Source organism: Methylobacterium sp. OAE515 (assembly GCF_041806315.1).
In the GTDB taxonomy this organism is placed as follows: Bacteria; Pseudomonadota; Alphaproteobacteria; order Rhizobiales; family Beijerinckiaceae; genus Methylobacterium; species Methylobacterium tardum.
This window is the reverse complement of the sequence record NZ_JBGMUV010000001.1, coordinates 4,075,001-4,096,201: the sequence shown is the minus strand read 5'-3', so window position 1 is coordinate 4,096,201 and position 21,201 is coordinate 4,075,001. Positions and strand designations below refer to the sequence as shown.

Below are 21,201 nucleotides of genomic sequence, written 5' to 3'. Positions count from 1 at the left end.
CCATGCTCTCCGTCGACGGCATCGACCTCTATTACGGCGCCGCGCAGGCGCTCCGCGGCGTCTCCCTGACGGCCGAGGCCGGGCGGGTCACGACGGTTCTGGGCCGCAACGGCGTCGGCAAGACCTCGCTGCTGCGGGCGATCGTCGGCCAGCAGCCGGTCCGCTCCGGCGCGATCCGCCTCGACGGCCGACCGATCCAGGGGCTCGCCCCCTACGACCGGGCCCGGGCCGGGATCGCCTTCGTGCCCCAGGGCCGCGAGATCTTCCCGCTGCTCACCGTCAAGGAGAACCTCGAGACCGGCTTCGCCCCGCTCAAGCGCCGCGACCGCCACATCCCCGGGGAGATCTACGATCTGTTCCCGGTGCTCAAGGACATGCTGCACCGGCGCGGCGGCGACCTCTCGGGCGGCCAGCAGCAGCAGCTCGCCATCGGCCGGGCGCTGGTGACCCGGCCGAAGCTCCTCGTGCTCGACGAGCCGACCGAGGGCATCCAGCCCTCGATCATCAAGGATATCGGCCGGGCGATCACCTACCTGCGCGGCAAGGGCGAGATGGGAATTGTGCTGGTCGAGCAGTATTTCGAATGGGCCCGCGACCTCTGCGATTCCTATGCGGTGATGGATCGCGGACAGGTGGTGCTGGCCGGGCCCCGGGCCGGGATGGTCGAGGCCGACGTGCTGCGGTGGATGTCCGTCTAGCTCCGGCGACGCGCGAGGGCCGCCAGGCGCCGCGACTGCGCGGAGTGCGTCGGCGGCGCCGTCGGGCGGCCGCAGCACAGGCGCATAGGGGCGACGGAGGCGCCGGTCCGCGGAGGGGCTCCAGGCTGAAAACCGTGCCGATGATGTCGAAGGCGGCCACCTTCGGACGCTGTGCCATGGAGGCCTCGCGGCGCGGCGGCCGGCGGGAACAGGCCCGCGTCCGCTTCCGGACGTATTCAGGAATCGCGGACGATTACACGAACATGTCCGGCGGAAACTGTGGATTTTGCCCTAATTGGCCAAGTTAAACCACAATTCGGGTTCGCCATGGTGGCTCAACACAGGAGCGCCCATGACGATCCTCGATCCGATTACCGGCGAACTGGTCACCATCTCCGTGCCGCGGCCCCGTCCGCGAGGCGGCGCCCGCTGAGCGGGCAGGGCGGGATCCCGGTGACCGCCCCCGAGCGCCAAGCCCACCGACGCGCCGGCGGCCGGACCCGGCCGGCCGTGCGGCTCCAGATCCGGACGGCCCCGCCGGGCCTGCTGCTGGTCAGCGGGGATCCGGGCGGCGAGCGGACCGGCGCGGACCTGATCGCGCAGGCCCGGGCGGCCCGCCGGGAGGCCGCGGACCGCGCCGCAGATACCGCGGACCGGGGCTGACGCGTCCCGGCCGCGACTCAGGCGGGCACCGCCTGGATCACGTTGCGCAGGGTGCCGAGGCCGACGATCTCGGTCTCCATGACGTCGCCGGGCTTGAGGAATTCGGGCGGCTTGCGCGCGTTGCCGATGCCGGGCGGCGTGCCGGTGGCGATGATGTCGCCGGGCACGAGGGTGAGCCCGCGCGACAGCTCGGCGATGATGCGGGCGACCTTGAAGTACATCTGCTTGGTCGAGGCGTCCTGCTTCACCACACCGTTGACCCGCGTGATCAGGTGCAGGTCGCCCGGATCGAGATCGGAGGCCGGCACGATCCAGGGGCCGATCGGGCCATAGCCGTCCAGGCTCTTGCCCTTGAACCACTGGCCGCCGTGGAGCTTGATCTGCATGTCGCGGGCGGTGGTGTCGTTGATGACGCTGTAGCCGAAGACGTGGCCCATCGCGTCGGCTTCCTTGATGTTGCGGCCGGCCGTGCCGATGATCACCGCGAGCTCGACCTCCCAGTCGATCGCGGTCGAGACCTCCGGGTCGTACGGGATCGGGTCGTAGGGCCCGTTCACGGTGTTCACGCCCTTGGTGAAGAACACCGGATGCGCCGGGTACTCGGCGTTCGTGCCGCGGACCGCCTGCCCCTCCGCGAAATGCTCCAGGTAGTTCCAGCCGACCGCGTAGATGTTGCGCGTCGGCGCGGGGATCGGCGCCAGCAGCCGGACGGTCTCGACCGGGGGGCCGTCCCCCGAGGCCGCGGCCTGGCGGACGGCCGCGAGGGCGGCGGGCCCCGCCTCGATGAGCGAGACCATCCGGGCCGGGTCGAAGCCCTGCGCCGCGCCGCGCGACAGGTCGACGACGCGCCCGTCCGCGCGCACGGCGCCGAGGCGCGGCGCGCTGCCCGCGTCGGGCCTGAAGGTGACGAGGCGGAGCGCATCGCCGCCGGCGGGCGGGATCGGATGCCCCGGGCCGGAGGCGGCGGAATTCTGCGCCGGGGCCTGCGCGAGGGCCGGCCCGGCCAGGGCACCGGCGGCCGTCGCGGCCGCGGACAGGTGCAGGAAATCACGCCGGGTGCTCATGGGTCGCTCTCCTCCGCGCCCGCCCTTCGACGGGGCGATGCGCGCGGAGCTTCGAATACCTGCATTCAAAATGCAATCACGGGGCAGGGGGCTGCGGGGTGCGGATCGAGAACACGTGACCGGGCCGCGCAGTCAGGCCGGCGGGTCGCCCGCGAGCGCCTCGGCCGCGTAGCGCGCGCGGGCCGCCGCATCCGGCGACAGCCCGGCCCGCGCGCACCAGGCCGCGAAGGCGTCCGGCGCGATCGGGACGCGCACGACCGAGACGCCGCTGCGCTGGACCTCCCGCTCCATCTGCTCGGTGGCGACGCGCCACGTCTCGTAGAGCGGCGGCAGCTTGTCGCCATCCGCGAGGCGCGCGCGCAGCGCCGCGTAGGAGTCCTCTTCATACCAGGGCAGGCCGACAGAGCGGGGGCGGTCCATCATGGGCCTCTTCGAACGGTCACGCTGACGGGCGTCAACGGTCCGAGACCGCCGCCGGTTCGGCGCCGCCCCTGTTCAGCCTTCCGCCGGTCCGAGGGTGTCGGCCGCGTAGGCCTCCCGGGCTCCGAGCGGCTTCGGCCGACCCGTCGTGCTGTCGCGCGCCGTCTGCCGCTCGATCTCGGCGTTCAGCTCGGCGCCGAGCAGCACGATGACGACCGAGAGCCAGATCCACGTCATGTACCCGACGGCGGCGCCGAGGGAGCCGTAGACCCGGTTGTAGCTGTCGAAGCTGGCCACGTACCAGGAGAAGGTGACGGAGGCGCACACCCACGCGACGGAGGCGGCGACGCCGCCCCAGCTCACCCAGCGCCATTTGGCCTCGCGCCGGCTCGGGCCGTAGCGGTAGGTCAGGGCCAGCCCGAGGCCGACGAGGAGCAGCAGCCCGGGCCAGCGGACGATGCGCAGCGTCACGTCGGTCAGCACGCCGAGGCCGAGCCGGTTGAGGACGATCGGCAGGATCACGACCATGCCGGTGGCCGTAAGGGCGAACAGGATCCCGGTGAGCGTGAACAGGAGCGTCGTGGCGTAGAACCGGACCAGCGAGCGCTTCTCGCGCTCCTTGTAGATGACGTTGAGCGCGTCGAAGAGGGCGCTCACCCCCGAATTCGCGCTCCAGAACGCGATCGCGACGCTCGCGAGCGAGGCCGTGCTGAGGGCGCCGGTCCCCTGCCGGGCGATGCGGACGAGCTGGTCGGACAGGAGCGTGAGGACATCGTTCGGCAGCACGCCCGCGAGCAGGCGCACGTGCTGGCTGATGACGTTCGGGTCCGAGAACAGGCTGTAGACCGACACGATGGTGGCGAGGGCCGGGAAGGTCGACAGCAGGGTGAAGAAGGCGACGCCCCCCGCCGTGGCGAGCACGCGGTCGCGCGGCACGGCGCGCAGGACGCGCCAGAGGATGTCCCGCCACCCCGGGGCCGGGATCTGGGCGGGATCGTCGGCGTCACGCCCGCGGCCGGGCTCGCGCGCGAGGCGGCGGGCATCCGCCGGGTCGGGCCGCCGCGTGCCGACGGAGCGCCAATCCTCGGCCTCGTCCTCGTCCTGAATCTCGTCCGGGCTCACGAGAGATCCTGCGCGGCGTTTCCCCGGCCCGCACTATGACGTGGATTGGCGGCGCGCCAAAAGCCGCGGGCGCCCGGAAACCGCCTGTTAAGCCTCTTGGCGCTTCCTCGTGGCCCGGAAGGCTCGCCCCGCCCGGGCGCGCGAGACCACTCGAGACGCCGCGCTTGTCCCACGCACGCGCCCACGACCCCGCCGCGCATTGCGGCGTGGAGACCGGCATCGGCCGCGCGGCGGCGGGCCCGGATTGCCTGCTGACGATCCTGATCCCCTGCCTCAACGAGGCGGAGACGCTGGCGGCCTGCATCCGCCACGCCCTGGCCTATCTCGCGGAATCCGGGGTGGCCGGCGAGGTGCTGGTCGCCGACAACGGCAGCACCGACGGCTCGCAGGCCATCGCGGCGGCGCTCGGCGCCCGGGTCATCCCGGTCGCGGTGCGCGGCTACGGCGGCGCCCTGGCCGGCGGCATCGCGGCGGCGCGCGGGCGCTACGTCATCATGGGCGATGCCGACGACAGCTACGACCTGCGCAACCTCGACGCCTTCGTGACGGAGCTGCGGGCCGGGGCCGACCTGGTGATGGGCAACCGCTTCCGCGGCGGCATCGGGGCCGGCGCGATGCCGTTCCTGCACCGCTACCTCGGCAACCCGGTCCTGACCGCGATCGGCCGCCTGCTGTTCCGCAGCCCGGTGCGCGACTTCCACTGCGGCCTGCGCGGGTTCGACCGCGCCCGGATCCTCGGGCTCGGCCTGCGAACCACCGGCATGGAATTCGCCAGCGAGATGGTCGTCCGGGCGAGCCTCGCGGGCCTGGTGATCCGGGAGGTGCCCACCACCCTGCGCAAGGACGGGCGCAGCCGGCCGCCGCACCTGCGCACGTGGCGCGACGGCTGGCGGCACCTGCGCTTCCTGCTCCTGCACAGCCCGCGCTGGATGTTCCTCTATCCCGGCCTGGCGCTGTTCCTCGGCGGCGCGGTGCCCGCCCTGGCGCTGCTCGGCGGCCCGCGCCACATCGGCCCGCACCTGTCGCTCGACATCCACACCTTCGTCGTCGCCTGCGTGGCGATGCTCGTCGGCATCCAGATCGTCACCTTCGGCATGATCGCCCGGCGCTACGCCGCGCGGCAGGGGCTGCTGCCCGGTGGCCGCCACGGCCGCGTGCTCGGCGCGCTCAGCCTCGAGACCCTGCTCATCGCCGCCCTCCTGCTCCTGGCGGCCGGCGGCGCCGGGATCGGGTGGTCGGTCCTCGCCTGGAGCCGCACCGGCTTCGGCGAGCTCGCCGGCGGCGCGCTGCTGCGGCCGCTGATCCTCTCGGCCTGCTCGGTGGCGGCTTCGGTGCAGCTGGCCTTCTCGGCCTTCCTGCTGGGCATCCTCGAGCTGCCCGGCGGCGACGCCCGCGCCCGCCTGGCGAGCCTGCACGCGGCGATCGGCGCGGTCGAGGCCTAGCCCATGGCGGAGATCCGGCACCTGATCGTCACCGGGGCGAGCGGCTATGTCGGCCGCGGCCTCGTCGCCGCGGCGCTCGCCGAGGGACGCGCCGTCACGGTGCTCGGGCGCGGGGCGCGCGGGCTGCCGGCCGGCCTCCGGGTCGTGCCCTGGAGCCTCGGCGACCCGCTGCCGCCCGCCTGCCTCGACCCGGCCCTGCCGCCGGACCACCAGGCGCTGGTCCACCTCGCCCATGACTGGCGCGAGCGGGCGCCGGGCGACGACCGCAACCGCGTCGGCACCCGCCTGCTCCGGGACGGGGCGCGGGCCCTCGGCCTCGGCCGGATCGTGTTCGCGTCCTCGCAATCCGCCCGGCCCGACGCGCCCAACGCCTACGGGCGCGCGAAATGGGCGATCGAGCAGCTGTTCGACGGCCCCGGCGAGCTCTCCCTGCGGATCGGCCTCGTCTACGGCGGCCCGCCGATGGCGATGTACGGCCTCCTCCGGCGTCTCGCGCGGCTTCCGGTCATCCCGATGGTCGCCCCCGGCACGCGCGTCCAGCCGATCCATCGAACCGAGGTCGCGCGCGGCGTCCTGCTCGGCCTCGACGGGCCGCTCCGCGGTGCCGTGGGCCTCGCCGGTCCGGTCCCGGTCACGTTCGGGGCCGTGCTGACCGCGCTGGCTCTCGGCACCGGCGGCCGCCGGCCGATCATCGTGCCGATCCCGCTGCGCCTCGCGCTCCTCGGCTGCGCGGCGCTGAACGCGATCCCGTTCGGCCCCCGGATCGACCGCGAACGCATCCTCGGCCTCGCCGGCACGCGCCCGATGCCGAGTGCGGCGGATCTGGCGCGCCTCGGCCTGCCGGTCCGCCCGCTCGCGGACGGCCTGCTCGGCGAGCCCGCCGCCCGCCGGGCGCTCCTGGAAGAGGGCCGGATCCTGGAGCGCTACGTCCTGCGCGCGCGGCCGGGCGGCGCCCTGGTCCGGCGCTACGTGCGGGCCCTGACCCGCGACGGCGCGGTCGCCCCGCTGGCGCTGCCCCGGCCGGTCCGGGCCGCTCCGGGGCTGCTGCGCTTCATCGAACCCCTCGACCGGAACGCGCCGCTCGCCCGGCGCCTCGCCCTCGCCACGCGGCTCGTCGAGGCGAGCCCCGCCGGCGAGGCGGCGCTCGGCCGGCCCGGCCGGGCGCGGCGGCTCGCCGGCCTCGCCGCCGACGGCGCGCTCGAGATCCTGGCGATGCCTTTCCGCGCCACCCGCGCCCTGCTGCGATGACGGCACCGGACGCCGACGTGGTCGTCGTCGGCAGCGGGCCTGCGGGCGTCAGCGCCGCCTGGCCGCTGGCGGAGGCAGGCCTGCGCGTCCTCCTGCTCGACGCCTCGGAGCCGGGCGCGGGTCCCGGCCTCGCCCCGGCTCGGGACCGGGCCGATCCGGACCATTGGAAGACGCGCTTCGGCGCCGACCTCGCTGCGGTCGAGGCGCCGCCGGACGTGTCGCCGAAATTCGGCACGCCCCGCGCGCGCGCCGCGCGCGCCGGCTTCCCGGATCGGATCGGGCTCTCGACCGCCGGCTTCTTCGCCGCCGGCTCCCTCGGGCGCGGCGGCCTCTCGACGATCTGGGGGGCGCTCGCGACGCCGTTCACCGCCGCCGAGCGCGCCGACCTGCCGTTTCCCGCCGCCGAGCTCGACGCCGCCTACGCCCGCGTCGCCCGCAGGATCGGGCTGGGCCCGCCCGCACCGCCATCGAGTGCGGCGGCCCGGTTCGTCCTGGCGCGGCACGCCTCCAGGCCCGGGCGGACCGATGTCCGGCTGGAGCCGGCCCCGAACGCCGTGCTGGACGCGCCCCTCGACGGCCGGCAGGCCTGCAACCTGTGCGGGCTGTGCCTCTACGGCTGCGACCGCGGCAGCATCTACGCCAGCGACCTGGAACTGCCGGCCCTGACCCGCCGGCCGAACGTCGCGTACCGGCCCGGCCATCTGGTCCGCGCCGTCGAGGCCGACGGCGCGGGCCACCGCCTCCGGATCGAGACGCGCGGCGGGGCCGTGACCGTGACGGCGCCCCGGGTGGTGCTCGCCGCCGGCACGATCGCCACGACCGGGCTCGCCCTGGCGCGGCTCGGCCTGTTCGACCAACCGGTGCGGCTCCTCAGCAACCCGGCGGCGGCGGCGGCCTTCCTGGTGCCGCGCCTCGTCGGGAGCGATCGGCCCGCGGGCGGCCTGGGCCTCGGGCAGGTGTTCTACCGGGCGGGCGACGCGGCGGGCGTGCTCTACGGCGCCGACACGCTCCCCCTCGACATGCTGGCCGGGCGCCTGCCGCTGGGGCGACCCTTCGCCCTGCGCATGGCCCGCGCGCTCGCACCGGCGCTGCTGCTGGCGACCTGCTACCGGCCCGGCGCGCAGAGCCGGAACACCCTGACGGTGTCGCGGGTGGACGATGCGACCCGGCTGTCGATCCGCGGCGCGCGGACGGCCGAGGCCACGGCGAGCCTCACGGCGGACCTGTCCCGGCTCGGGCGCGCCCTGCGGCGCGCCGGCGCGCTGGCGCTGCCGGGCTCGACCGCGCTCCTGGAGCCCGGGGCGGACGCGCATTACGCGGGAACGCTGCCGATGGGCGGGGGCGGCCCGGCCGCCACGAGCGCGGACGGCGCGCTGGCCCGGGCGCCGGGCCTCTACATCGCCGACGGCGCCGCCCTCCCGACGCTCCCGGCCACGCACCCGACCCTGACCATCATGGCCAATGCCGACCGGATCGGCCGCGCGCTCGCCCGCCGCGCGCGCTCCGGCGAAGCGCCGCGATGACCGGCGCGCTCCCCCTGCAGCCGGATCGGCCCGGGCGCTCCGGGCTCCCGGTCCGATCCGGGGTCCCCGCGATCCGCGCCGGGACGGGCGGCGCGGCCCTGCCGGAGCGCGGGCCGCGCTGGATCGACCGGACCGCCCTCGGACTGACCGCCACCGCGTTCCTGGCCTATCTCTGGGTCGCCCTCGCGGCCTCCCTGAAACCCTACTGGATGGACGAGGTCCTCGCGGTCTGGACGGCGCGCCGCGGCAGCGTTGCGGCGGTGTGGGAGGCGCTGCGTCAGGGCGCCGAATTCTCGCCCCCGCTCTACCATGTCGTGCTGCGGGCGATCCTGGCCGCCGGGTTCGACGACCCGGTGATCCTGCGCCTGCCCTCGATCCTGGCGATCGCCGTCGTCGCGCTCGCCGCCTTCGTGCTGGCGCGTCGACGGTTCACCCTCCCGGTGGCGTGCCTCGCCCTGGTCTTCTGCCTGTCGGGGCCCCTGGTCACCTACGCCATCCAGGCCCGGCCATATGCCGGCGTGGCGGCGTGCTTCGCGCTGGCCTGCCTGCTCTGGGACGGGCCGGCCGCGCGGCCCGTCTCCGGCCGGCGCGCGCTCGGGATCGCGCTCCTGCTCGCCCTCGCCGTGGGGATGCATTTCTACGCGATCCTGCTGGCCGCCGCCCTCGGCCTGATGGAACTCGCCTGGATGCTCCGGCACCGGCGCATCCGGTGGCCGATCGTCCTGGCGCTCCTCGCCGCCGCGGCCTCGCTCCTGCTCTGGCTCCCGATCATGCGGGCGGTGAGCGCCTACAACCATGGCGACACGGCCGCGCCGGACTACTACGCCCGGCCGACGATCGAGCGCCTGGTCGCCACCTATGTCGAGCTGGCCGGCGGGGACGATCTGCTGCCGCCGGCGCCCCTCGTGATCCTGCTGGCCGCGATCGGCGCCCGGCTGCTCGCCGGCCGCGGCGGCGCGCGGGCGGACGGCCTCGGCCCCGTCGCCGGAATCATCTGCGCCGTCCCCCTGCTGGTGTTCGCCTTCGCGGCCGTCGTGACCGGGACGTTCAACGCCCGCTACGTGATCGTGACGGTGCTGGGCGTCAGCCTCCTCGTCGCGCAGGGGGTTGCCGCGCATCGGCGCAGCGGCGTCATCGCCTGTGCCCTGATCGGGGTCTCGGCCGCCGCCCTCCTCTGGACGGCGGGCAGGCCGTGGACCTTCCGCAGGGAGGCGGCGATCGACCTCGCGACCCGTGCCCCGGCGGGCCTGCCGATCGCGACCGGCAACGGGCTGCGCTTCTTCGAGATCTACGACGGCGTCGACCGGGCGACGCGCAGCCGGCTGGCCTTCCTGCAGGTCCCCGATCTCAGCCGAAGCCCGGATCCGACCAACGATCATCAGGTCGAGCGCTGGGCGCGGATCGATCCCGCGCTGCCGATCGGGCCGATGGACGCGTTCCTCGCCGCCCATCCCGAATTCCTGTTCTACACCGACACGACCGCCCCGGATCAGGCCGCGGACCTGCTGCGGGCGCGCGGCTACGCGGCCGCGCCGGTCCTCGCACGCGCCGGGATGAGCCTCCAGCTGGTCCGCCGCCCGGCCGCGGGGCGTCCGGATCCGGACGCGAGCCGGCGCTGACGCTCGGCGCTCCACGCCGCGGCATCCGACACGCGGGCGCGACGGCTGTGGCCCGGATGGCCGGCCAACCGCCGAGCCCGATGCGCCCCCGGACCGGAACCGCGCTCCGCGCCCGGGTCCCGGCGCCTCAGTGGCGCGGCTCGTCCTCCGGCTCGGGCAGGAAGCGGGCGAGTTCGAAGCCGATCTCGATCATCAGGTGCTCGATGCGGTCCGTGAGCGCGGGCCGGTGCAGGGCGCGGGCGAGGTCGCGCAGGGCGATGATGTGCTCCGCCATCCGGTTCACGACGCGCTCGCTCTGCACGAGATTGGCCGCCTGCTCCTCGGTCCGGTCGATGGCGATGCCGCGGCCCCGGATCGCCCGGCCGGTGGGATCGCGCTCGATCCGGCCGCGCATCAGCAGCGTGCGGATGCCGGTCCGGGTGTCCCGGGTGCGGAACTCGGCCTCCATGGGACCGCCGGTCTCGGCCACCGCGTGCAGGTAGCTCTCGATCCGGATGCGGTCCTCGGGATGGGTGCGGTCCAGGAAGGCTTCGAGGGACACGCCGCGCGCCGCCGCCTCCGGGTCGAGGCCGAGCAGGCCCGCCAGGGAGGCCGAGAGCGCCAGCTGTCCGGCCCAGTAATCGTGGACCCACGTGCCGACCACGCCCGAGGCGTCCAGGACGGATTGCGGGATCGGGGCTTCGGCCATGCCATTCCTCGCCGAGACGTCCGAGATCTCTAAACTTGAGGTTTCCACCTCCAGCAAGCTCCTCATCTCACCTGCGAGCACGCTACGGTATCCTGGTGGCGCTGGGAAGGCTGTTAACCCATTCTACGCCAGAAATCTTAACCTGAAGTTTAAGAACCTGTCGCCGAGGACTGCCACGCGCAGGTAAAGTCCTGGCAGGACGCCCTCTTAACCCCCCGTTAACCATACCGGCCGCACCGTACCCGGGAGCATCCTTGGGTCACAGGATCGTGGCACGCCGCGACGCAGTCACCTGAGGTTGATCCCGTCGGTGCAGCGACCGGGAGTCGCGGCCGCCCGGACGGAGTCACGGGGCCTTCTGGAGGACGCCCAGGATGAAAGCGATCACCTTCGTCACGCAGAAGGGCGGCAGCGGCAAGAGCACGCTGTGCATCTCCCTGGCGGTGGCCGCCCGGGAGGCGGGCCATACGGTCTGCATCCTGGAGATGGACCGCCAGGCCACGATCTCGGACTGGCTGGACCATCGCACGGCCGACGGGCCGGAGGTCGCCCAGATCGACGCCACGCAGATCGACGCGGTGATGGAGCGCCTGCGCGACTCGGCCTACGACTACGTGTTCATCGACACGCCGGGCGTCGATTCCACCGGCACCCTGTCGGCGATCCGCGCGGCGGATCTCTGCATCATCCCGTGCCGGCCGACGCCCGCCGACCTGCGCGCCTTCAAGCCGACGCTGGCGGCCGTCTACCGGCTGGAGAAGAAGTTCGCCTTCGTGCTGAACCAGACCCCGCCGCGCTCGTACCGGGTCCGCGATGCGGCGGACGGGCTCGCGGTGCTCGGCATCCTGCCGGACGTGAACATCGTCGCCCGCACCGACCATCAGGACGCGATCGGCCTCGGCCAGGGCGTCACCGAATTCAACCCCAAAGGCCAGGCCGCCGGGGAGGTCCGCCGCCTCTGGTCCTGGATCGAGCGCCGCACGCAGTCCCTGAGGACGGGTCAGAATGTCCAAGCCGCCTAAGCTCAGCCTCGCGGCCATCGTCGCCTCGGCGAGCCCACCGGCCCGATCCGTCCCGGCCCATCGGCCTCAGGGCGCCGAGATCGTGGCGCTGGCCCTCGCGCCGCCGGCGCCGAAGCCGGCGGCCACGCTCAAGCAGCGCGCCCGCCAGATGTCGGTCTACCTGGAGCCGCCGGTCTACGATCAGCTGCGGGATCTCGCCTATGCCGAGCGGACCAAGATGCACGCCCTCCTGCTGGAAGGTCTCGACCTGCTGTTCAAGCAGCGCGGCGCCCGGTCCATCGCGCAGCTGACCGAGACGCAGCCGCGCTGAAAATCCGGCCGCGCGCCAGAGCGGCCGAGTACCGCAGCGCAAATTCAGGTGCTTTCTCAACGCGTTCGGCGTTGTTCTTACCGCACAGCATGAACGACGTGGATCGCCTGAACGGCGGCCGAACCCCGCCGCCGTTCAGGCTTCCTTTACGCGACCGATACAATTCTCGGTGGACCGGCTGACCGCCTCCAGGGCCAGCCGGTTCCGGTCCGGTTGCCGGGCCCCGGTCACGCGTAGAGTTGGTGAAGTCCACGATGGTGCGCACGACGCTCCCCCGGCCGGCGCGCCTCGCCCTGCGGCTCATGGCCGTGTCGGGCGTGGCCCTGGCCACGGCGAACTGCGCCACCGCGCCCCAGCAGAAGCTGGCCGCCGGCAACGGCATCGATCCGAAATACGGGGTCAAGGCCAGCCCGCGCCTCTACAACGAGGGCGACGTGATCCCGAAGGGCGGCGGCCGCCGCTACACCGGCAAGCCCTACGTGGTCGCCGGCCAGACCTACGTGCCCAAGGAGGATCCGAACGGCTACGTGCGCGAGGGCCTCGCCTCCTGGTACGGCTCGGCCTTCCACGGGCGCATGACCGCCAACGGCGAGGTGTTCGACCGGCACTCGATCGCGGCCGCCCACCCGACCCTGCCGCTGCCGAGCTACGCCCGGGTGACCAACCTCGACAACGGCTACTCGATGGTGGTGCGCGTCAACGACCGCGGCCCCTACCATGCCGGCCGCGTCATGGATGTCTCGGAGGAGGCGGCCGACGCGCTGGGCTTCCACCGCCGCGGCACCGCGCATGTGCGCGTCGAGTATGTCGGCAAGGCCTCGGTCGCCGGCAGCGACGACCGCAAGCTGCTCGCGAGCCTGCGCACCGACGGCCGGCCGGCCGGCCGCTCCACCGTGATGGTGGCCGATCTCGGCTCCTCGGCGGAGACCGAGCGCTACGCGCGCTCGGCCCCCGCGCCGCTCGCCTTCAAGCCTGTCCAGGAACCCGCACAGGAAGCCGCACAGGCGCGCGAGGAGCCCGCCGAAGCGCCGGCGCCCCGTCCCGAGAGGCCGGCCCCGATGCGCGCGCCGATCGTGCTGGCCTCGGCGGCCGTGACGGTTCCGGCGGCCGTGCAGCCCACCGCCCCGCGCGTGCGGGAGTTCCGGCCGCACCCCGTGCAGGCTGCCGCGTCACGGGGCACCGCCCCGACGGTGGCGGGCCTCAACCCGGCCCTGGCCCACGGCGCGCCGCCGGCGCCGGGGCGCGGGGCCGTCCTGAAGATTGCGGCGGGCCACGCGGCGCCCGTGCAGGCCGCCCTGCGGCCGACCGCATCGCCTGCCCCCGCGCGGCTCGCCAAGGCCGCGCCCGCAGCGCTGCCGCCCTCGGCCAAGCTCGCCATGGCGCGTCTGGCCAGCGCGGCGGCACCGAAAGCCCCCGCGGGCGCGGCGGTCCCGTCCAAGGCCCCCGGAACCGCGGGGATCACCAAGGCCGCCGCGACCGCCCGGCCGGCGGCCCCGGCCAAGGGCGCGGCCCCGAGCAAGACGGCGGCGCCTGCCGGCGCGCACCACGCCCGCCTCGCCGGGATCTACTGAGGACGGCCCGGCGGCGCCCCCCGCAGCCTCTTGATCGCGATGCGGCATTTCGCATTCGATCCCGGCGCGAAACCGTAATATGGTCACGCTTGTTATCCGGAAACGGCCGAGGCTCTCCCGGCCCGACGGCAGGCGCGGGACGGAACGGCGATGCGCAGACCCCTTCTCACCCTTCTCGCGGCCGCCTGCGCGCTGGGCGCCGGCCTCGCCGCCGCCGCCGCGCAGGGCTTCCAGACCGCGGCCCCGCACGCGATCCTGATCGACGCCGATTCCGGCTCGGTCCTGTTCGAGAAGGCCGCCGACGAGCGCTTCTCCCCGGCCAGCATGGCCAAGCTGATGACCACCGACATCGTGTTCGAGGCGCTGAAATCCGGCCGCCTGTCGATGGACACGGAGTTCACCGTCACCGAGGACGCGTGGAAGCGCGGCGGGGCGGGGGGCGGCGGCTCGTCGATGTTCGCGCAGGTCAACAGCCGCATCAAGATGGCGGATTTGCTGCGCGGCCTGATCGTGCAGTCGGGCAACGACGCGGCGATCACCATCGCGGAGAACATGGCCGGCTCAGAGGAGGCCTTCGCCGGGCTGATGAACCAGCGCGCCAAGGAGATCGGGCTGACCAACTCGACCTTCCGCAACGCCACCGGCTACGCGGCGCCCGACCAGAAGGTCACGGCCCGGGACATGGCGAAGCTCGCGCTGCACATCATCGAGACCTACCCGGACTACTACAAGATCTTCGCCGAGAAGGAGTTCACCTGGAACAAGATCCGTCAGCAGAACCGCAACCCGCTGCTGGCCCTCGACATCGGCGCGGACGGGCTCAAGACCGGCTACCTGGAGGAATCCGGCTACGCGCTCACCGGCTCGGCGGTGCAGAACGGCCAGCGGCTCGTGCTGGTGGTCTCGGGCCTCAAGACCGCCCGGGACCGCGCCGCCGAGTCGCGCAAGCTGATGGAATGGGGCTTCCGCGCCTTCGAGCCCCGGCAGGTCTTCGCGCCGGGCGAGACCGTGGCCGAGGCCTCGGTGTTCGGCGGCCAGTCGGGCTCGGTGCCGCTGGTGGCGAAGAAGCCCGTGCGGGTGCTGCTGCCCCGCGGCTCCAGCGACCGGGTCAGCGCCAAGGTGATCTATACCGGGCCGCTCGTCGCTCCCGTGGAGGAGGGCCAGCGGGTCGGAATCCTGCGCATCCAGCGCGGCGACACCGTCGCCCTCGACCAGCCGCTCGTGGCCGGCGCCGCGGTGGAGCCCGGCACCCTGTCGCAGCGGGCGATGGATGCGGCGCTGGAATTCGGCACCGGCCTCGTCCGCAAGGCCCTCGACCGGGCCGGCAAGGGGAGCGACAAGGGCGGTGACAAGGGCGCTGCCGGGGCGGCCAATCCGTCGTGACGGCGCGCGCGTGACCGTGCCGCGGCTCGGGGATCCCGCGGAAGCGGGCGGCGCCTTCATCACCTTCGAGGGCGGGGAGGGGGCCGGCAAGTCGACCCAGATCGCCCGCCTCGCCGCGACCCTGCGCGCGCGCTCGGGCCGGCCCGTCTGCGTGACGCGCGAGCCCGGCGGATCGCCGCGGGCCGAGGAGATCCGCACGGCGCTGCTCGACGGCGTCGCCAAGCCCTACGGCCCGTTCGCGGAAGCGCTGCTGTTCAGCGCCGCCCGGATCGATCATCTCGACCGGCTGATCCGCCCGGCTCTGCGCCGGGGCGAGACCGTGCTGTGCGACCGCTTCATCGACTCGACCCGCGCCTACCAGGGCGCCGCGGGCGGGCTCGATCCCGGGATCGTCGACGCCCTGGAGCGGGTCGTCGTCGGCCCGACCCGGCCCGACCTCACCCTGATCCTCGACCTCGCCCCCGAGGCCGGCCTCGCCCGCGCGGCCGGGCGCGGCGCCGGGACGGGGCAGGGGGCCGACCGGTTCGAGGCCGAGGCTCTCGACTTCCACATCCGGCTGCGGGAGGCGTTCCTGGCGATCGCCCGGGCCGAGCCGGAGCGCTGCGCGGTGATCGACGCGTCCCGCGAGCCCGACGCGGTCGAGGCGGCGATCCGCGCCGCCGTCGCGGCCCGGCTGCCGGCGCTCCTGCCCGACCGGCCGGCGGGGGAGGACCGGAGCGGCGATGCGGCGTGAGTTGCGGTGTGCGGCTATACCCGGCCCGACCGATCCCATCCCAGCCAGCAACCGTGTCGGCGGCCCCGGCGGGAGCGACGAACCGCCCCGAACCCGCAGGCAGCGCCCTGAAGCCCGTCCCATGAAGCCCGTCCCATGAAGCCCACCGACCGCGCCGCCGACGACGTCGAGCCCGGGGACCTCGCCGGGATCCCGCGCCCGCGCGAGACCCTCGGGCTCGTCGGCCACGCGGCCGCGGCCGACGCCTTCGCGTCGGCGATCGCGGCGGGGCGCCTGCACCACGCGTGGCTGATCGGCGGCGCCCCCGGCATCGGCAAAGCGACCCTGGCCTACCGGGTCGCCCGGCGCCTGCTCGCCTACCCCGCGGGCGGGGGCCCGGCGGGCCTCGCCGTGCCGGCGGGCGACGCCGTCCTCGGCAAGGTGGCGGGCCTGTCGCACCCGAATCTCGTGGTCCTGCGCCGCCACCGGGTGGCGGGCGCCAAGGCGCTGCCGACCAAGATCTCGGTCGACATGGTGCGCCGGGCGCTGGACCTGTTCGCCACGACGGCCGCGGATTCCGGCTGGCGCGTCTGCATCCTCGACAGCGCCGAGGACCTGAACGCCAACGCCGCCAACGCCCTGCTCAAGGTGCTGGAGGAGCCCCCGCCCCGGGCGCTGTTCCTGATCCTGTCCCACCAGCCCGGCCGGCTGCTGCCGACGATCCGCTCGCGCTGCCGGGCGCTGATGCTGCGCCCCCTCCCGGCCGAGGACGTCGCCCGGGTCGTGCGCGGCCTGCCCGAGCCCTTCCCGCAGCCCGACGAGACCGCCCTGGCCCGGGCGCTGGCCCAGTGCGAGGGCTCGGTCGCCCGCGCGCTGGCGATGCTCGATCCGGTCACCGCCGGCCTTGTGGCCGAGATCGAGACCCTGCTGGCGCGGGCGCGCAATCCCGACTGGGGCCGGGTGCTCAAGCTCGCCGAGACCCTGGCGGGCCGCGACGCCGAGGCGCGGTTCGAGGCCGCCCAGGACGCGGTGCTGCGCTTCGTCTCGGCCGAGATCGACCGGCGCCGGGACGAGCCCCCCGCACGCCTCGCCGCCCTGGTGGAGGTCGCCGACCGGTTCGGCCGCGCCGCCCGGGAGGCGGCGATCTACAACCTCGACCGGCGGCCGGTGGTGCTGTCCCTGTTCGGGGATCTCGCGGAGGTGGCGTAGGCTTCGCCCCTGGGCAGCCGGGGCGGCTGGCCAGGGGCGAAGCGGGTTACGGGACGGACCGGGGACGTCGCGTCGCCCGCCGCCCGACCGTAGCGGAGAGCCGGCGGACCTAGAGCGACCGGAGGGCCGGGATCGAGGGCGCAAAGAAATACTCTCCCCCCTCCATGCGCACGAAGCTCCTTAGAGTCAGATCGGGCTTCCCGGCGACGTTCCGGGAAATGGGCGCGGCACCCCTGAAGGGCCGGACGGCGCTCGGACTCTGCCCGATGATCGGATCGATCCCGCTCCCTTCCTGCGAGAAGTCCGCCGCGTTACTCCATTGCTGCTGAACGAACTCGAACTGGCCCTCGATGGACGTGACATAACACTTGAAGAGAAGCCCGCGCGTGTGATCCCCGCCGTTCGAGGTTCCCGACAGGGCTTCCTCCTCGGTCAGCTCAGGACCGAACGCGATCCCGCGCCGCAGCATGCGATGGGTCTGCGTGAACGCCTCCGCCCGATCCACATCCGCCGGCGGGGGGCTGGTGTCATGACGGACATCGTCCCGCGGATAGGTTTTGCGGATATGGGCGGCCCAGGGGCAGATCAGCCCCTCCCGATCGTCCCCGAACTCGAATTTGTTCGCGTCGGGCGTGTTGTCACCCAGGGCACGGTTGTCCCGCGTCGGGGCCTGGATGAGCGCAGCGCCGCTCTTCCAGCGGCCGACCAGCTGCGCGCCGAGCAAGTCGGGGTCGGCCTGATCGGATGAGGCCGGAAGGCTCTGGGAAGCCCGCTTCACGGAGGCATTGAATTCCGGAACCAACTGGGCCAGGCGCCGGATGACGAGAAACGATCCATTCAGCATGAACGGGATCGGGGGCGTCCTCTCAGGCCCCTTCTCGGGGAACGAAGCGGCTCCGGGATTCTGGGCCGGATAACCGAACACGAATTCGCCGGGCCACAGCACGTCCTGACCGGGGGCGGCCTGATCCGGCTCGCTGTCCTGGCCGTTGCTGTCCTTGAGCCCGGGATTCAGCGCGACCGTCTCGGCGATCCGCCCCCGAATGCCGGGTTGCGAGACCCCGTCCGCATAGCCGAAATGCTCGTGGCCCAGGACCGGCTCCGGGCGGACCTGCCCCACCTCCTCATCGATCAGGCGCCATCCGTTGGCACCGGGAGGCGCCAGGCGAAGCGACATCACGTTCGCGACCTCGGCGTGCGTGGCTCCGGTCACGATGAAGACACCGTGCAGCCGCTTGGACGGCCGCAAGGAGCGCCAGGATGAAGCGGGCGGATCGTTCAGAACGGCTTGCCGGCTGGCCATTCCGCCCTTGAAAGCGTCGATTCCGGTCGCACCGGAGACCTGGCTGACGCCAATCCGGGCCAGTCCTGCGGCCGTGAACGCGATGTTCAAACCGGGGGTCGGGATGAGCGCGTTACTGACCTGCCTCTGTGCGGCGATCTCGTCGCGGAACCGCAGACAATCCTGCATGCTGGTGATGTCGAGCCGCTCAAGAAATTCCTTGAAGGCCGCGACGTCGATCACCTCGAAAAACATGAGATGCTCATGACGTTTCGGCAGACCGACCAGGATGTCACCCTGTATATCGGCAATCGGAAACAGGGGCTCCAAGCTAGCGTCATGAGACATTGAAAAACCTCCCCGCATATCGGCACGAATGGGCCACGATCAGGTTTGATCTCAACCCGAATCAGTCATCAATGTCCGTATTCTGGTTCCGATAGAAAATTCCAGCAATGCAATATCCGCATCGTCTATTCGAAGGACGCTGAATATGAGAATTTGGATATTTAATACATAAATTGAAGACATTATTTCGGGGGCAGGCGTGCGAATCGTGTCCCCATTCCGGCAGAATGTCCTCACGTCGCGGAGCCCGCCGGTCGCTGCCCGGCGTGATGCTGCCGGATTGCGCCTCCGACCCCGAGACCCTGAAGACGGGATGGCGCAGTCGACCGGCCAGGGCGGTCGCGCTCGGGTTTCAGACACCACCCGGCGCGGCGCAGGGCACGCTCCGACCTTGACAATGTTCCTATTTTGTGCTCATTAGCCGCCACCTGCCCACGGCGGCCCGGGAGCGATCCCGGGGCGTCCTTGACGGGGCCCGCCCGGTGGCTGATCGGGCAGGTCCGTGGCGCGGGGCGGTGCCCGCGTCGGTGGCTCTCAGCCGCCATCGCCCCGGGCGGCGTGCCGGTACGGGGCGTGTCTCGGTGGCGGGCGTGAGACCGGGCGGCAGTCTGCCCGGCGGGGGCCGAAATGTCCCCGCGCCGACCCGCCACTGGGCCGACCCTACGCACCCTGCGGATCCGCCCACTACGAGGCGGGCACACGGCTGGAAGGCCACGGCATTGATAGCGGGTTCCGGAGGCGCGTGCGCCTCGCCTGAGACCGCTTGGCAGGCCGGCGCAGGACCGGGACGTTGGAGACACCGCGACGAGAAAGACGGCACCGGCCAGGGACCCTGCCCGGTCGATGCCGCGGGCGCCGCGGGGATCGGATCCCGCGCGTTGACTGGCCGACACCTGGGTTCCCGCGGCGTCCCGCGTCCCGCGTGTTCGTCTCTTGGGCCATGCCCCCGGCGCCGAACGGCGCGCGGGGACGATCGCGCATGGCGGGAGACGACCGAGATTCCCCCGCCGCCCGGGCCGGCCGAGGACGCGGTTCCGACGGGCCCGCAGGCTGCAACGGTTGCGTCCCGGCTCCGGCCGCGCGACAACGCGGACAGCCTCCCGCGCTCATCCGGAACACCACAGACGTGACGTCCAACGCCCCGGCGAATCCCCGAAAGACCTTCGGTCTCTCGACCGCGATCTCCTACCCCAACGGCGCGCCCCATATCGGCCACGCCTACGAGGTGATCGCCGCCGACGCGATCGCGCGCTTCCACCGGCTCGACGGCTACGACGTGCTGTTCTCCACCGGGACCGACGAGCACGGGCTGAAGATCCAGCAGGCCGCGACCCGGGCCGGCACCACGCCGCGCGCCTTCGTCGACGGCACCGCCGCCCGGTTCCAGGCGATGGCCGACCGGATGGACTGCGCCTACGACCGCTTCATCCGCACCACCGAGCCCGGCCATTACGAAGCCGCCCAGGAAATCTGGCGACGGATGGAGGCCAACGGCGACATCTACCTCGACAAGTATGCCGGCTGGTACTCGGTCCGTGACGAGGCCTATTACGACGCGTCCGAGACCCGGCTCCTGGAGGACGGCAGCCGCCGCAGCCTCGCCACCGACACGCCGGTCGAGTGGATGGAGGAGGAGAATTTCCTGTTCCGGCTCTCGGCCTACCAGGACAGGCTGCTGAAGCTCTACGACGAGCAGCCCGGCTTCATCGGGCCGGAGACCCGGAAGAACGAGGTGGCGAGCTTCGTGCGCTCCGGCCTCAAGGACCTCTCGGTCAGCCGCACCAATTTCGACTGGGGCGTGCCGGTGCCCGGCCACCCGAACCACGTCATGTACGTGTGGGTCGACGCGCTCACCAATTATCTCACCGTCACCGGCTTCCCCGACGCGGAGAACCCCAAACGGAAATTCTGGCCGATGGACCTGCACGTGATCGGCAAGGACATCGTGCGGTTCCACGCGGTCTACTGGCCGGCCTTCCTGATGTCGGCCGGGCTGCCCCTGCCCAAGCGCGTCTTCGGCCACGGCTTCCTGCTCTCCAAGGGCGAGAAGATGTCGAAGTCGCTGGGCAACGTCCTCGACCCGTTCGAGCTCGCCGACACCTACGGCGTCGACCCGGTGCGCTACTTCGTGCTGCGCGAGGTGCCGTTCGGCGGCGACGGCAGCTACAGCCACGAGGCGATCATCGGCCGGATCAACGCCGATCTGGCCAACGATCTCGGCAACCTCGCCCAGCGCTCGCTCTCGATGGTCGCCAAGAACTGCGACGGCGCGGTGCCGGATCCGGGCAGCCTGGACGCGGCCGCCACGGCCCTGCTGGCCCAGGCCGATGCCCTGCCGGCGCGGGCCCGGACCCTCATGGGCGAGCTGGCGCTCCACACCGTCCTGGCCGAGATCTGGGCCGTGGTGGCCGAGGCCAACCGCTACTTCGCCGCCCAGGAGCCGTGGAAACTGCGCAAGTCCGACCCGGCGCGGATGAACGCGGTGCTGTACACGACCCTGGAGAGCTTGCGCGCCTTCGGCATCCTGACCCAGCCCTTCGTGCCGGGGGCGGCGGAAAAACTCCTCGACCTGCTGGCAGTGCCGGCCGACCGGCGCCAGCTCGCCGATGTGGGGGAGGGGGGGCGCCTCGTGCCCGGCACGGCACTGCCCGCCCCCGCGCCGATCTTCCCGCGCTTCGAGCGCCCCGAGACGCCCTCAGCTTGACGGCCCTCCGAGACCCGATGCTCATCGACAGCCACTGCCATCTCGACTTCCCGGACTTCGCCGCCGACCTCCCGGGCGTGATCGCCCGCGCCAAGGCCGCGGGCGTCACCGGCATGCTCACGATCGCCACCCGGGTCGCCAAGGCCGACACCTACCGGGCGATCGCCGAGGCC

At 73.1% G+C, this 21,201-nt stretch carries 19 protein-coding genes (1 of these 19 running past the window's edge); 14 read left to right on the top strand and 5 right to left on the bottom strand.

The genetic code is table 11. From position 1 onward, the window contains the following. The first annotated feature begins 2 nt into the window (after positions 1 to 2). Together urtE and ABIE45_RS19970 are read left to right on the top strand one after the other, a co-directional pair. Positions 3 to 698, top strand: coding sequence for an urea ABC transporter ATP-binding subunit UrtE (gene urtE, locus ABIE45_RS19975; protein WP_091681479.1), 696 nt, complete (start codon positions 3 to 5; stop codon positions 696 to 698). A 453-nt stretch (positions 699 to 1,151) separates the two neighbouring features. Continuing rightward, a complete protein-coding gene (locus ABIE45_RS19970) occupies positions 1,152 to 1,361 on the top strand; it encodes a hypothetical protein (RefSeq protein WP_192709327.1) in 210 nt (69 codons plus the stop codon). A 17-nt stretch (positions 1,362 to 1,378) separates the two neighbouring features. Here the strand turns inward: ABIE45_RS19970 and ABIE45_RS19965 are convergent, their stop codons facing one another. The 3 genes from ABIE45_RS19965 to ABIE45_RS19955 form a co-directional block, all read right to left on the bottom strand. Next, on the bottom strand, positions 1,379 to 2,425 hold the full coding sequence (locus ABIE45_RS19965; protein WP_192709297.1) for a fumarylacetoacetate hydrolase family protein: 1,047 nt from the start codon (positions 2,423 to 2,425) through the stop codon (positions 1,379 to 1,381). Positions 2,426 to 2,557: 132 nt separating this feature from the next. Continuing rightward, positions 2,558 to 2,848, bottom strand: a complete 291-nt coding sequence (locus ABIE45_RS19960) for a hypothetical protein (RefSeq protein WP_373622496.1) — start codon at positions 2,846 to 2,848, stop codon at positions 2,558 to 2,560. Between the two features lie 72 nt (positions 2,849 to 2,920). After that, positions 2,921 to 3,967 (bottom strand): YihY/virulence factor BrkB family protein, encoded by a 1,047-nt coding sequence (locus ABIE45_RS19955; RefSeq protein ID WP_192709298.1) that lies wholly within the window; start codon positions 3,965 to 3,967, stop codon positions 2,921 to 2,923. A gap of 164 nt (positions 3,968 to 4,131) precedes the next feature. Here ABIE45_RS19955 and ABIE45_RS19950 point away from each other — a divergent pair, with 164 nt between their 5' ends. From ABIE45_RS19950 to ABIE45_RS19935, 4 genes are read left to right on the top strand one after another with little or no spacing between them, the layout of a single operon-like run. Beyond that, entirely contained in the window at positions 4,132 to 5,409 is a 1,278-nt protein-coding gene (locus tag ABIE45_RS19950; RefSeq protein ID WP_373622495.1) for a glycosyltransferase family 2 protein, read from the top strand. Positions 5,410 to 5,412: 3 nt separating this feature from the next. Continuing rightward, positions 5,413 to 6,657, top strand: a complete 1,245-nt coding sequence (locus tag ABIE45_RS19945) for an NAD(P)-dependent oxidoreductase (protein WP_192709300.1) — start codon at positions 5,413 to 5,415, stop codon at positions 6,655 to 6,657. After that, positions 6,654 to 8,180, top strand: a complete 1,527-nt coding sequence (locus ABIE45_RS19940; protein ID WP_192709301.1) for an FAD-dependent oxidoreductase — start codon at positions 6,654 to 6,656, stop codon at positions 8,178 to 8,180. Before ABIE45_RS19945 ends, ABIE45_RS19940 begins: the two co-directional genes overlap by 4 nt. Then, positions 8,177 to 9,799 carry a hypothetical protein gene (locus ABIE45_RS19935; RefSeq protein ID WP_192709302.1) on the top strand — a complete coding sequence of 541 codons (1,623 nt, stop codon included), beginning with the start codon at positions 8,177 to 8,179 and terminating at the stop codon, positions 9,797 to 9,799. Before ABIE45_RS19940 ends, ABIE45_RS19935 begins: the two co-directional genes overlap by 4 nt. A 127-nt stretch (positions 9,800 to 9,926) precedes the next feature. Here ABIE45_RS19935 and ABIE45_RS19930 read toward each other — a convergent pair whose 3' ends face one another. Beyond that, positions 9,927 to 10,487, bottom strand: a complete 561-nt coding sequence (locus ABIE45_RS19930) for a PAS domain-containing protein (RefSeq protein WP_192709303.1) — start codon at positions 10,485 to 10,487, stop codon at positions 9,927 to 9,929. 374 nt (positions 10,488 to 10,861) lie between these two features. On the opposite strand from ABIE45_RS19930, the gene ABIE45_RS19925 reads away from it, so the two are divergent. The 6 genes from ABIE45_RS19925 to ABIE45_RS19900 all read left to right on the top strand — a co-directional run bounded on the left by ABIE45_RS19925 (position 10,862) and on the right by ABIE45_RS19900 (position 16,694). Continuing rightward, entirely contained in the window at positions 10,862 to 11,509 is a 648-nt protein-coding gene (locus tag ABIE45_RS19925) for a ParA family protein (RefSeq protein WP_192709304.1), read from the top strand. Next, complete coding sequence (locus tag ABIE45_RS19920) at positions 11,493 to 11,819, top strand: ribbon-helix-helix domain-containing protein (RefSeq protein WP_192709305.1); 327 nt, start codon at positions 11,493 to 11,495, stop codon at positions 11,817 to 11,819. Before ABIE45_RS19925 ends, ABIE45_RS19920 begins: the two co-directional genes overlap by 17 nt. 254 nt (positions 11,820 to 12,073) lie before the next feature. Beyond that, positions 12,074 to 13,390: a septal ring lytic transglycosylase RlpA family protein gene (locus ABIE45_RS19915; RefSeq protein WP_192709324.1), complete on the top strand. Its 1,317-nt coding sequence runs from the start codon at positions 12,074 to 12,076 to the stop codon at positions 13,388 to 13,390. Between the two features lie 150 nt (positions 13,391 to 13,540). Continuing rightward, positions 13,541 to 14,773, top strand: coding sequence for a D-alanyl-D-alanine carboxypeptidase family protein (locus ABIE45_RS19910; protein ID WP_192709306.1), 1,233 nt, complete (start codon positions 13,541 to 13,543; stop codon positions 14,771 to 14,773). 10 nt (positions 14,774 to 14,783) lie between these two features. After that, positions 14,784 to 15,506 (top strand): dTMP kinase, encoded by a 723-nt coding sequence (gene tmk, locus ABIE45_RS19905; RefSeq protein ID WP_192709307.1) that lies wholly within the window; start codon positions 14,784 to 14,786, stop codon positions 15,504 to 15,506. Between the two features lie 135 nt (positions 15,507 to 15,641). Beyond that, a complete protein-coding gene (locus tag ABIE45_RS19900) occupies positions 15,642 to 16,694 on the top strand; it encodes a DNA polymerase III subunit delta' (protein WP_192709308.1) in 1,053 nt (350 codons plus the stop codon). 109 nt (positions 16,695 to 16,803) lie between these two features. On the opposite strand, the gene ABIE45_RS19895 is transcribed toward ABIE45_RS19900, so the two are convergent. After that, positions 16,804 to 18,306 (bottom strand): Dyp-type peroxidase, encoded by a 1,503-nt coding sequence (locus ABIE45_RS19895; RefSeq protein ID WP_373622492.1) that lies wholly within the window; start codon positions 18,304 to 18,306, stop codon positions 16,804 to 16,806. Positions 18,307 to 19,450: 1,144 nt separating this feature from the next. On the opposite strand from ABIE45_RS19895, the gene metG reads away from it, so the two are divergent. Together metG and ABIE45_RS19885 are read left to right on the top strand one after the other, a co-directional pair. Further along, complete coding sequence (metG, locus tag ABIE45_RS19890; RefSeq protein WP_192709310.1) at positions 19,451 to 21,028, top strand: methionine--tRNA ligase; 1,578 nt, start codon at positions 19,451 to 19,453, stop codon at positions 21,026 to 21,028. 17 nt (positions 21,029 to 21,045) lie between these two features. Continuing rightward, positions 21,046 to 21,201, top strand: partial view of a TatD family hydrolase gene (locus ABIE45_RS19885; protein WP_192709311.1) — the beginning only. 645 nt of this gene lie beyond the right edge of the window; only the first 156 of its 801 coding nucleotides appear in the window; its start codon is at positions 21,046 to 21,048; its stop codon lies off the right edge, out of view.

Excerpts from the sequence above, each read along its gene's own strand:
- urtE (WP_091681479.1), top strand. The coding sequence starts at position 3 with ATGCTCTCCGTCGACGGCATCGACCTCTATTACGGCGCCGCGCAGGCG.
- ABIE45_RS19965 (WP_192709297.1), bottom strand. The coding sequence starts at position 2,425 with ATGAGCACCCGGCGTGATTTCCTGCACCTGTCCGCGGCCGCGACGGCC.
- ABIE45_RS19960 (WP_373622496.1), bottom strand. The coding sequence starts at position 2,848 with ATGATGGACCGCCCCCGCTCTGTCGGCCTGCCCTGGTATGAAGAGGAC.
- ABIE45_RS19945 (WP_192709300.1), top strand. The coding sequence starts at position 5,413 with ATGGCGGAGATCCGGCACCTGATCGTCACCGGGGCGAGCGGCTATGTC.
- ABIE45_RS19940 (WP_192709301.1), top strand. The coding sequence starts at position 6,654 with ATGACGGCACCGGACGCCGACGTGGTCGTCGTCGGCAGCGGGCCTGCG.
- ABIE45_RS19935 (WP_192709302.1), top strand. The coding sequence starts at position 8,177 with ATGACCGGCGCGCTCCCCCTGCAGCCGGATCGGCCCGGGCGCTCCGGG.
- ABIE45_RS19930 (WP_192709303.1), bottom strand. The coding sequence starts at position 10,487 with ATGGCCGAAGCCCCGATCCCGCAATCCGTCCTGGACGCCTCGGGCGTG.
- ABIE45_RS19925 (WP_192709304.1), top strand. The coding sequence starts at position 10,862 with ATGAAAGCGATCACCTTCGTCACGCAGAAGGGCGGCAGCGGCAAGAGC.
- ABIE45_RS19920 (WP_192709305.1), top strand. The coding sequence starts at position 11,493 with ATGTCCAAGCCGCCTAAGCTCAGCCTCGCGGCCATCGTCGCCTCGGCG.
- ABIE45_RS19915 (WP_192709324.1), top strand. The coding sequence starts at position 12,074 with ATGGTGCGCACGACGCTCCCCCGGCCGGCGCGCCTCGCCCTGCGGCTC.
- ABIE45_RS19910 (WP_192709306.1), top strand. The coding sequence starts at position 13,541 with ATGCGCAGACCCCTTCTCACCCTTCTCGCGGCCGCCTGCGCGCTGGGC.
- ABIE45_RS19900 (WP_192709308.1), top strand. The coding sequence starts at position 15,642 with ATGAAGCCCACCGACCGCGCCGCCGACGACGTCGAGCCCGGGGACCTC.